Source organism: Pseudoalteromonas shioyasakiensis (assembly GCF_022398475.1).
GTDB lineage: Bacteria > Pseudomonadota > Gammaproteobacteria > Enterobacterales > Alteromonadaceae > Pseudoalteromonas.
In genome coordinates this window covers 1-10396 of record NZ_JAKEVM010000148.1, presented here as the reverse complement: position 1 = coordinate 10396, position 10396 = coordinate 1, and the positions used below count along the sequence as shown (strand labels likewise).

8 protein-coding genes are annotated in these 10396 nt (G+C 37.7%); 5 read left to right on the top strand and 3 right to left on the bottom strand.

Annotated features, from left to right (window positions below):
• Positions 1-79: 79 nt before the first annotated feature.
• A complete protein-coding gene (locus L1D51_RS18425; RefSeq protein WP_239964456.1) occupies positions 80-484 on the bottom strand; it encodes a hypothetical protein in 405 nt (134 codons plus the stop codon).
• A 994-nt stretch (positions 485-1478) separates the two neighbouring features.
• Here L1D51_RS18425 and L1D51_RS18420 point away from each other — a divergent pair.
• A complete protein-coding gene (locus L1D51_RS18420; protein WP_239964455.1) occupies positions 1479-2351 on the top strand; it encodes a hypothetical protein in 873 nt (290 codons plus the stop codon).
• Between the two features lie 210 nt (positions 2352-2561).
• Here L1D51_RS18420 and tyrS read toward each other — a convergent pair whose 3' ends face one another.
• Together tyrS and L1D51_RS18410 are read right to left on the bottom strand one after the other, a co-directional pair.
• Entirely contained in the window at positions 2562-3809 is a 1248-nt protein-coding gene (gene tyrS, locus L1D51_RS18415; RefSeq protein ID WP_239964454.1) for a tyrosine--tRNA ligase, read from the bottom strand.
• A 92-nt stretch (positions 3810-3901) separates the two neighbouring features.
• The gene (locus L1D51_RS18410; protein WP_054552989.1) at positions 3902-4702 is read right to left on the bottom strand and encodes a response regulator transcription factor; all 801 of its coding nucleotides are present in this window, start codon (positions 4700-4702) and stop codon (positions 3902-3904) included.
• 385 nt (positions 4703-5087) lie between these two features.
• Here L1D51_RS18410 and L1D51_RS18405 point away from each other — a divergent pair, with 385 nt between their 5' ends.
• From L1D51_RS18405 to L1D51_RS18390, 4 genes are all read left to right on the top strand, one after another.
• A complete protein-coding gene (locus tag L1D51_RS18405; RefSeq protein WP_239964453.1) occupies positions 5088-7199 on the top strand; it encodes a GGDEF/EAL domain-containing response regulator in 2112 nt (703 codons plus the stop codon).
• Positions 7190-8113: a GGDEF domain-containing response regulator gene (locus L1D51_RS18400; protein WP_239964452.1), complete on the top strand. Its 924-nt coding sequence runs from the start codon at positions 7190-7192 to the stop codon at positions 8111-8113. The genes L1D51_RS18405 and L1D51_RS18400 overlap by 10 nt, the downstream gene beginning before the upstream one ends.
• An 83-nt stretch (positions 8114-8196) precedes the next feature.
• Positions 8197-9465: an ABC transporter substrate-binding protein gene (locus L1D51_RS18395; RefSeq protein WP_425605554.1), complete on the top strand. Its 1269-nt coding sequence runs from the start codon at positions 8197-8199 to the stop codon at positions 9463-9465.
• Between the two features lie 201 nt (positions 9466-9666).
• A partial coding sequence (locus L1D51_RS18390) for a hypothetical protein (protein ID WP_239964451.1) occupies positions 9667-10396 on the top strand: 730 nt, incomplete at its 3' end.

The following is a 10396-nucleotide window of genomic DNA, read 5'->3' as shown; positions in this document are numbered from 1 at the left end:
GATGTGGGCTTTGGTAGGACTAACTACTAGGACATAAATTTTTTTATTCTTTGCTTACGTAAACTAAGCTATGCTTAATCTAAAAATCTGCATTATCACTGATACCTGCATCATCAAATCCCCAGTCCGTCGCACCATGGTCGTCATCAAACGTTATGATCCCGCCTTCATCCGATAACATGAAGCTATGGTCTGAGTGGGCTACATGACACTCATCGGTACTCGATATTGAATCTGACAAAGATAAGTTGTCATTAATATCTATTAACGATACAGGCTCTATGAGGGGCTCTGAAATATCACTTTCATCTGAAAGCACGCAAGCAGTTGCAGCAGCCATATCTATCTGCGCTGAGAGGTTTAAAGGATTGGTCAGTATGTCATCACATACATCAATTGGGGTTATTTGTGTGTCTATATCTTCTTCTATAAATGGCTCTACAGAACAATGGCCGAATAGTTTTAAACTTAGTAAGTCTGTCATGATTGCACCTTAAATTTCGTTTTGGCGCTATTTGACTTTAAGAATTTAAAACTCATTTGCAAACATATTTTTATAAAAACTTTTATGGACTAAAAAGTTTTCAAAGATAAAAGCGTTGACTGCTTTTATCTATGGCTTTGTTTCTCGTGCAGCGCTAAACACCAGCCTGTTTACGGCTCAACCACAGCTAATGCTGTGCAGGCAAACCATCTCATCTATCTCATAATTCGTTCTCCTTGGCTCTTTGTAGAGCTTGTTTATTAATAAAAGCAAAGTTACTCGTCCCGCTACAATTCGAGAGTCTGTATCTGTTTTTTTGTCAACGAGATAATCGTACACGCATTATCAAAGATTAATAAAAGTAGATTATGCAGAAAGTGTTCTGGTGTTAATTACAAAGCGAAGCGTCATCTCGCATCAAAGCAACCGCTTTGACTGCAACAAAAAGCAGTTGTGAAACAACTCAATAAATCGCGTAGTAAGAATAATTGCGAAGCCAATTTTCGAGCGCAGCAGCGCATGTCCGACTGTGGCGGACTAACCCCGCTTTTGTTTTTGTGGAGCAAAAATTTACTGTGAAATAGCGAAGCAATGAAACGGTAAACCTAAAAGTGAGGACACGAACGACTGCCAGCTTAACAAGCAACATGATTTATCAATGCGCAGCCTGGCATGGCAAAAGGGGGGTTAGTGCGGCGCAAGCCGGACATGCGCTAAGCGTCAACCCTAGAAGCGAACGCTTCGTAGAGACAGCTCGTTGACGAATGTCAACATTAGAGCTGGCGTGGGTTGTAAGCGTTTAATCGCAAAGTGAAACCCTTTGTGATTAATGAAGTGAAACTTCATATTTAGTTTATCTGTAAGTATTTTCATTAGGTGTACTGAAGCGAATGCTTCTCCTAATGAAAAACCGATAATTCATCGCTATGTTAGTAAAATTCGTATCACTCAAACCTTCATATCTCCAAGTAAACAAATCACGATGGAGATAAAAATGACGATAAATAAAGATACTTCAGGTATTACCAACAGTAATGTATATCAGCCTTACTTTGACATCGATATGTATTACAAAAAATATAAAAATCGACGCCAACAAGGCCAGGTAAAACTAGAGTGGACAATAAAACATGCAATGCGGTTTGGATTTGTATCAGCCATTGTATGCGCAGAGGTATGGCAAACAAGTAGAGCAAAAACCTTAGAGTTTTTAAACAAGCTCGTCGATATGGGGTTACTTCAAGCAGCTAAAACAATCCGCGCGACTGATGGCCGCATCTATGTATTATCATATTCAGGCGCACAATATGCGCGCGAGTTATCACAAATTGATTTCCCTTTTCGGTCAACATCAGAGCCAATACAGCAGGTGAATCAAAACTCCATTATGCATGACAGCATTTTAAGCTTAGTTCTTGCGCTTGGTATTCAAAATAGTAATACAGACGGTACTCCCAATCCGCTATGGAAAGCCTATTTGACTGAGTTGGAGTTTAAACGTCTTTTTCCATCAAATGATGTAAAAAACGTTGATGCGCTAGTATTACTAAACAATAACGAAGTCACTGCAGTTGAAATAGAGCACTCATTTAAGCGAAAACAACAGCATGAACAAAGCATTCTAAAATTTAAAAGCGCACTATTTGATGAGCAGAAATTATATGACAGAGTATTTCTCATCGTAGCTTCAACAAAAATACAGCAAGACACACAGCGCTTCTACAAGCAGCTACTGAGTGAAATGCCAACACGGTATGACAAGAAATCAAAGCTACCTCTGCTGATGGAAAGAGAAGCTGAGATACTGAAAGAAAAAATAATTATTAGAACAAAGTTTATTAACTTGATTAATGATAAGTTTTATTAAAACTGTTACATGGCAATACACAGAACATACCGCTTTAGCAAAATTACCTTTGTGAAGCACTACTAATGGTATTTTAGCAAACGTGTTTCTGCCCCATTCCTTTTCAGGATCTGTCTAATAAATTTTTGCTAAGTGAAACACTGCAATACTTAAAGTAATGCGTTCAACCCTCACTTGAATGAGTTGAGTCGCATTACATTTTCTACTTTATTAGCGTTTGATTAAGCAAAAGTGCTTCTTTCCGCGCTGAATTAACCAGTATTTATCAAACAGTGGAAATCCGAGTTGGGAGTTGTCAGGTGTTATTTTTTCGCCATTTACACTAATCGCATTGCCTTCGATCAGCTCTCTGGCGATACGTTTTGATTTAGCTAACCCTGACTCGAGCAACAATTCGATAACGTCTTGCAGAATGCTTTCAATGCTTGGAAGACCATCTAGCTCTAATTGTTGGAGTTCACTATAACTCAGCTTCTCGACGCCACCTGTGAATAATGCCTGTGTTATACGCTCGGCACTACGTAACCCTGATTCTCCGTGAACAAAACGAGTCATATTTTGCGCCAGAATCTTTTGTGCCTCAGGTTTGCCGTTATTTGACTTGTCCTGCAACTCTATCTGATCAATTTCTTCACAGGTTAAGAATGTGTAGTACCGAAGAAAGTTGTAGACATCTGTATCCTCAGTTGACAACCAGAACTGGTAAAACATATATGGCGATGTTTTTTGTGGATCAAGCCAAACGGCTCCTCTTTCTGTTTTGCCAAATTTAGTACCGTCAGATTCAGTTATCAAAGGTAACGTCAAACCAAACACTTGTTCACCATTCTGGCGACGTGTTAAATCAATACCGCTGACGATATTTCCCCATTGGTCATTACCACCAATTTGTAAATTACAACCATAATTTCTATTAAGTTCCGCAAAATCAAAGGATTGGAGTAAACAGTAACTAAACTCTGTAAATGAAATACCCTGATCGGGCCTTTGCAACCGTTGTTTTACTGACTCACGGCTGATCATATTGTTGACAGAAAAATGTTTACCGACATCACGGAAAAAATCGATGACATTAATGTCTTTTATCCAGTCTGCGTTATTGACTATGGTCATTGGCTTGCTTAAATGAGGTGCTAATAACCGCTCAATTTGAGTAGTAAGATCTTTGACCCAAATGGCTACCGTTTTTTCAGTATTTAAACTGCGCTCTAAAGCTTTGAAGCTAGGGTCGCCAATCATACCCGTTGCGCCACCAATAAGCGCTAATGCTTGATGTCCAGCATCTTGAAAACGCTTGAGCATAATTAGAGGAACTAAGTGTCCAATATGAAGGCTGCCTGCGGTAGGATCGAAACCGCAGTAGACTGTTTGTGGCTGGCTAAGTTGTTGCTGTATTTGTTCTAAATCACTGGCTTGAGCAATTAATCCGCGTGTTTGTAGTTCCTGAATGAATGTCATCTATAACGTCTTTTCTGTCATGAATAATGTGATGTACAGATTACGAATAGAACCTTATGCGCGATATATCCCTAAAGGGATAATTGGTTCATTTAGTGGGTAATAATATGGTTGAGGAAGATTTGAAAAAGCTCACTGAGTGATGACACCTTTAATTGAGCATAGATACGCTTTCGGTGATTTTTTACCGTTCCTTCTGTAATGCCCAACTGTTTTGCTATTTCTTTGGTATCAAGTCCTTGCAATATTAACCGTGCGATTTGTTTCTCTCTACTTGAAAGAAAATCTTTGCCAAAAGAGTGCAGACCATCCTCTATGAACTTTCGTTTTTTTACTGAGTAGGACTCAGGAGAAAAGACAGGTTCCGCAAGAAGGAACTCCGTTTGCTTCCAGTGCTGTTGACATAAGGATTGAATGACGGAGAAGTATGAATTTAACATCTCAACATCTGATAGCGAAAATGGATTACTTGTATGGGTGCAACCTAAATAGATAACGACCCAGCGAGTTGCTTCGACTTTTATGAGAATACTTAACTCATCTTTCCAACCAGTTTGCAGGTAAAATTGATTACAGTATGTTTGATAATCCATATCCCGTTTGGCTACGTCTTTTAATGAAAAAACGCCTTGCTGCTCATCAGTAGTTAGCATTTTGTAGAATGGGTCATCTTGAAATGCAGAAGTGAGGTAACGGTCAAAAAGTAATTCACGATTATTTTCAATCGAATCATAAAGATAAATGGGATGTTTATCTGTACGCAGACCGAGAATTACTGCGCAGTCATAATTCACTAGAGAAGCAATGAAAGCCATTAGATTAGGCGTAAAAGTCGTTGATTTCAGAGACGAAATAGAGTCAGCAAGTAGATTATTAAATTGAGATTTAGGCATAACGTATAAGACTAACAATATAGGTCTAAAGCATAACGTAATTACTTAAGTTGCTCAAAGATGATCTTTACTAACAAACTCTTGCCCCAAAATGCGTTAATCTAAATACTGTAAAGCTCTGTCTTGAGAGAAGGCTTTGTGAAATCAGCTTATTTCTTTAATTTCTTTAGCTTTAAGTTATAAATTATTGAAGGTAATTGCGATGTTATTATTTTTATTGTGTTCTGAATTTGCTGTTTTCGGGCAAAGTAAATCAACCTCAAAAACTACTCAAAAACTACTCAAAAAGCTAAAAATAATATTTTAAGGCTAATAAAAAAGTGGGTCGCAAATTTGGTGTTTTAGCGTTATTGTTAGTAGGTACAAAGTATTGAGGGGACCCTAAATGGACAATTGCAGTGTTCTTATCATAGATGATGAAGAGATTAATACATTACAGCTAGAGCATGCTTTAGACGGAGTCGGAAATATTTCAACTTCTAATAACAGCTCTGAAGCAATACAGCTGATTGAAAAAACTAAACCAGACATTTTAATTCTTGATTTAGAAATGCCTACAGTCAGTGGTTTTGACATTTTAGAAGTGATACAGCAAAAGCCAACTCTGGCACATATTAGAACTGTTGTTATTACGTCTCACAGTGATCCTGCGATTGAAGAAAAAGCCTTATCTTTAGGCGCGATAGACTTTATTTCTAAGCCCTTAAACCTGAGACTCTGTCGAATTCGTATTGAAAATCATATAAAAATTAGAACACAAGAAAAAATATTACAACTAACACAAGCAGAACTATTTGCTGAAAAAGAGCAATTGAGAATTACGATAGATTCGATTGCTGATGCTGTTATTTCTACGGATAAAAACGCAAATATTGTGTACATGAACCCTGTAGCTCAAAGACTTACAGGATGGTCACAAACTGCCGCGAAAGGTCGCCATATTGAAGAAGTCATGAAGTTATGCGATGCGACAACTAAAATACCGTCTATTAACCCTTTATCTGTTGCTTTAAAAGAAAATAGACCTGTCGCTATGGCTTTAAATACACAATTGATCAGTAAGCAAGGCATAGAACATCGAGTTGAAGACAGCGCAGCTCCAATTCTTGATAAAAACCTTAACCAATGCGGCGCTGTTATGGTATTTCAAGATGTAAGCGAAGCTTTAGCTATGTCGATGCAGATGACGTATTTATCTCATCATGACCAGCTAACCTCTTTACCAAATCGAATATTACTTCACGATAGACTTACGCAAGGTATCGCTAGGGCTGCTTTTAATGGCACTAAGTTAAGCTTGATGTTACTTGATTTAGATAAGTTTAAGTTTATTAATGATGCCTTAGGGCATCATGTCGGTGATGAGATAATTGCCCATATTGGTCACAGCTTGGACCGATTCGCATGTAATGATATTACAGTTGCACGTGTCGGTGGAGATGAGTTTGCACTCGTCGTTCCTCATACTTTTAACTCATTAAGTCTAGAGCCACTGGTTAATCAGGTTCTTAATGTTATTGGTAAGCCTTTCAGGTCAGGTGGTGAGCAGCATGTTCTTTCAGCAAGTTTAGGTATAAGTGTGTACCCTGATGATGCTTCGAGTGTTGAAGAAATGCTTCGCCATGCAGACTCCGCAATGTATAAAGCAAAAAACGAATCTGCAAATAGTTACTTCTATTTTAGTGACGATTTACAGGTTGAAATGAATAGGCGTCTTGAGGTTGGAAATAAATTAAGAAAGGCATTAGATGAAAATGACCTCGACGTTCATTATCAACCTAAATATGACCTTAATACTGACACACTGATTGGTGTAGAAAGCTTAGTTCGTTTAAAAGATGAGCAAGGTGGCTTTATTTCTCCTGTTCACTTTATTGAATATGCAGAAGAAACGGGGCTTATTTTTCGCTTAGGAGAACAAGTTCTTGAAAAAAGTTGTTTTGCTGCAAAAACGTGGCTTGATAAAGGTCTGCCGATTAAAGTTGCAGTAAATATATCTGCAAAACAATTTACAGACACTAAACTTGTAGATACTGTCGCCGAGATCCTTGAAAGAACGCAATTACCCAGCCGCTACTTAGAGCTAGAAGTGACAGAATCGGCCTTGATTGAAAACTTTGATTATACTGTAAGTCAATTAAAGCTTATCTCTGGTATGGGGGTCAGTATTGCTCTTGATGACTTTGGAACAGGATATTCTAGTCTTTCATATTTAAGACTGTTCCCACTAAATGTATTAAAAATAGACCAGTCTTTTGTACGTGATATGCTTAACGATGAGCAAGCCCTTAATATCGTAACGACTATAATTGAACTAGCCCACTCTTTAAAGCTCCAAATTGTGGCTGAAGGGATTGAAACTTTACAGCAAAAAGACCGATTGCAAGAGCTTGGCTGTCAAATAGGCCAAGGTTATTTGCTGAGCAAGCCTTTGGATATCGACAAGGCTAACAAACTAATACAAAGTAGTAAGGTTGAAGGAATATTATGCCCTTAAGTCTAAAGCCATTATCACAGTGTAAAGTATTCATTGTTGATGATGATGAGATGGTCAGGTTAAGTCTTGGTGTTATTTTAGAAGAACATTTTACTGTTGACGCTTACTCTTCTGGTCAGGCTGTTTTAAAAGCATGTGAGGATTTACTTCCAGATTTGATTTTACTAGATATTAATTTACCTGATGTAAATGGTTTGGATATTTGTAGGCGACTTAAGGCTAAAGCTACATTCGAAAATATCCCAATAATATTCATCACGTCGACTTACGACACAGAGTGTCAAAATGCATGTTGGGAAGCAGGCGCCACTGATTTCATAGGTAAACCCATCACTGCATCTACATTGATACATCGTACAAAAAATCATTTAGAAAATAAGCTTCGATTGGAAAAGCTATTACAGCTTACGTATAAAGATTCATTGACAGGCTTATTCAATCGACACTATTTGGATTTAGAAGTTGCAAACGTTTTTAAACAAGCTTCAAGAGAGAAGAAACCGTTCAGCTTGCTAATGCTTGATCTAGATTTCTTTAAATTATACAACGACCAATACGGACACCCTCAAGGAGATGCTTGCCTGAAAATAATTGCTGATGTTATTGAGCGCTCTATTCATCGACCTCAAGATATTGCAATCCGATATGGTGGCGAGGAGTTTCTCATTGTACTGCCATATACAGATTTTGACGGAGTTAAATTCATATGTGACCGTATTTCTACAGAGCTTGAGACGATTAATATCCCGCATATTAAATCTATTTGGAGCCGCGTGACAGTCAGTATCGGTGGAGTTATCTACGAGCACCAAAATAAGGTGAGCTTTGATGAACTGATTAATTGCGCAGATAAAGCGCTTTATGCGGTTAAAAGTGATGGGCGAAACTGTTTTAGGCTTAGTTTTTGTGATTGATTTAGGCTTTTCTTACTGCTTTTTGTAGAAACCTCAGGAACATAGCCTATACTTTGGAGACTGTTAACTTACCAAGAATTACAATGAAGCATTCCCGAAAGCGTCGAGATTTTCTAAAAACACTCGGTGTTGGTGCTGCGGCATCAACACTTGCGTTTAAAGCCCCTTATGTTTTTGCAAAGAACAAAGTAACCCTTCGTGTAATGGGAACACATGTTACGTTGCAAGAAGAGCTTAGACAAAGAGCAATGCGCGAACTAGGTATAAACATTGAGTTTGCACCTATGGGTAGTGCCGCCGTTTTGCAAAAAGCAGCAGCAGACCCTAGTTCTTTTGATTTGTATGAGCAATGGTCTGACTCTATTAATATTTTGTGGCAAGCAGATGCCATTCAGCCAATAGAGGTTGATAGACTCGTTTATTGGGATGAAATAAACCCACTTACCAAGACAGGTAAAATTGTACCGGATGCAAAGTTAGGTGCAGGCGATTCACCCAATAAGCTTCTTTATGCACAGCCGGATGGTTCGTTAGGAGAAACACCATCCAAATTAATTAGCTTCATGCCWTATGTACATAATGTCGATTCATTTGGCTATAACACGAATGTTATTGAAAAAGGTATTCCCTACGAAACAGAATCTTGGGCATGGTTATTAGATGAAAAGAATAGAGGGAAAGTTGCATTAGTGAATGCACCAACAATAGGCATTTTTGACGCTGCTCTAGCTGCTCAAGCTAAAGGATTAATGAAATTTAATGATTTCGGCAATATGACTATTGCCGAGATTGACCAATTATTTGCCATTTTATTTGAAAAGAAACGGCAAGGTCATTTTTCAGGTTTTTGGACGTCAGTACCGCAATCTGTTGATTTTATGAAAATGAACCGAGTGACCATTCAAAGTATGTTCTCACCAGGTGTCAGTGCGCTAAATGGGCAAGGCATTCCAGTAACTTATGCATCGCCAAAAGAAGGTTACAGAGCATGGCATGGAGTTATGTGTTTATCAAAAAATACCCATGGGCATGTTAAAGATGCTGCGTATGAGTATATGAACTGGTGGTTATCTGGCTACCCAGGTGCATTTATAGCAAGGCAAGGATATTACATTTCTAACCCTAGTCGTAGCCAACCGCTTATGTCTAAACCTGAGTGGAACTATTGGTATGAAGGACAAGAAGCGTCAACTGACTTGAAGGGAACAGATGGAAAAGTATCTATTAAAGCAGGCGAAATAAGGGATGGTGGCAGTTATATTAAACGGTTTTCGAATATTGCGGTTTGGAATACTGTGATGCCAAATTATGATTACAGTTTAGATAAGTGGTATGAACTACTTAACGCATAAGGAAGTAAATTGTTAAGTTTTTTTTCAAAATCTCTTGCTGTCAAAATGTCGCTAGCAATGGTGCTTGTCTTAGTCGCTATGAGCGCGAGTTATTTGATTATGAATCAAAGGYTWAAARCSATYGARGACTCTTTCAATRAYATCGSTARSATTAGYAAYTATKCKGTRGATATTTTAAAAATTAATAAAGATATTGTTGAGATGCAAAGGGATATCTCAGTTTATGGTGCATCAGGTAGTGCACCCGTTTTTAAAAAAATCATGGTAAATTATGACAGTATTGAAAGTCGATTAACTGAAATAAATATAGGAAAAGGCGCAGAAAGTATTCAAATTCACCTTGATGGTATGACGGAGCTTGTAAGTCGTTATGGCGCTAATTTAAAAGTACTGACACTTCGTTTTACACAACGGAATGACTTAATTGAAAAAGAATTACCACAAATTTATTTGAATGCAGTTTCACTTCTTGAAAATTTAAAAGCTAAGGCTACTGATACAAATGAGAAGTTGTATGTTACAGAGTACCTTAACCTATGGCATATGCTGCATCGTGATGCTTATCAATTTTTAACAAAAAAAGACTATGCCAAAAGAGCTGAAGTTGAAAAAATACTGAACTCGCTATCTAAAAACGTTGCAGATAGATCTAAATTTAAAAATATGATCGATTTGTCTAATAGCTATCGAAATGCTTTTTCAAAAAGTGTTCAGGCTAATCGAAACTATTTGAGCTTAGTAAATGTAGTAATGGCTGGAGATGCAATTGAATTTAGTACGCTTGCAAATAGTTTAAGGGAAGATTCATTAACTCAACTTAAACAAATAAATCGGGATGCTCAAAAAACGGTTTCAATGACAGAAAGCATTTTAAATGCACTTGCTTTGATGGTTGTTATTTACATTGTCTCTCTATCAGCATTCTTTCACT

Excerpts from the sequence above, each read along its gene's own strand:
- L1D51_RS18410 (WP_054552989.1), bottom strand. The coding sequence starts at position 4,702 with ATGCCTAAATCTCAATTTAATAATCTACTTGCTGACTCTATTTCGTCT.
- L1D51_RS18420 (WP_239964455.1), top strand. The coding sequence starts at position 1,479 with ATGACGATAAATAAAGATACTTCAGGTATTACCAACAGTAATGTATAT.
- tyrS (WP_239964454.1), bottom strand. The coding sequence starts at position 3,809 with ATGACATTCATTCAGGAACTACAAACACGCGGATTAATTGCTCAAGCC.
- L1D51_RS18405 (WP_239964453.1), top strand. The coding sequence starts at position 5,088 with ATGGACAATTGCAGTGTTCTTATCATAGATGATGAAGAGATTAATACA.
- L1D51_RS18425 (WP_239964456.1), bottom strand. The coding sequence starts at position 484 with ATGACAGACTTACTAAGTTTAAAACTATTCGGCCATTGTTCTGTAGAG.
- L1D51_RS18400 (WP_239964452.1), top strand. The coding sequence starts at position 7,190 with ATGCCCTTAAGTCTAAAGCCATTATCACAGTGTAAAGTATTCATTGTT.